Below are 289 nucleotides of genomic sequence, written 5' to 3'. Positions count from 1 at the left end.
GCGACGGGCCGCGAAAGATGCTGACGCCGGAAGCGCAGCGGGCGCTGGCGGAGGCCGAGGCCAGGCGCAGGGAATATCGCGAGGCCGAGGCGAAATTGCCGAAGGAAATCGGCGGCCGCGGCGGCAAGGAGCCCGGGCGCTACGGCGACTGGGAGGTGAAGGGCCTCACCAGCGACTTCTAGCCGGATGTGCTGATATTCAGGCCAGGCCGGCCTGCATCCTCAGGCTGCTGCCTGGGTTGGCGACAAAACGATGAAACCGGTATCATCGACCGCAATGCCGATTTCAT

The 289-nt window shown here is 65.7% G+C and carries 1 protein-coding gene; it reads left to right on the top strand.

Features of this window, described 5'->3' with window-relative positions:
- Positions 1-17 precede the first annotated feature (17 nt).
- A complete protein-coding gene (locus EN859_RS37245) occupies positions 18-182 on the top strand; it encodes a DUF1674 domain-containing protein (RefSeq protein WP_135913747.1) in 165 nt (54 codons plus the stop codon).
- Positions 183-289: the final 107 nt, after the last annotated feature.

This window comes from Mesorhizobium sp. M00.F.Ca.ET.216.01.1.1 (assembly GCF_004010325.2).
Taxonomy (GTDB): domain Bacteria; phylum Pseudomonadota; class Alphaproteobacteria; order Rhizobiales; family Rhizobiaceae; genus Mesorhizobium.
The sequence above is the reverse complement of the archived record's forward strand: the minus strand, read 5'-3'. Positions and strand labels throughout refer to the sequence as shown.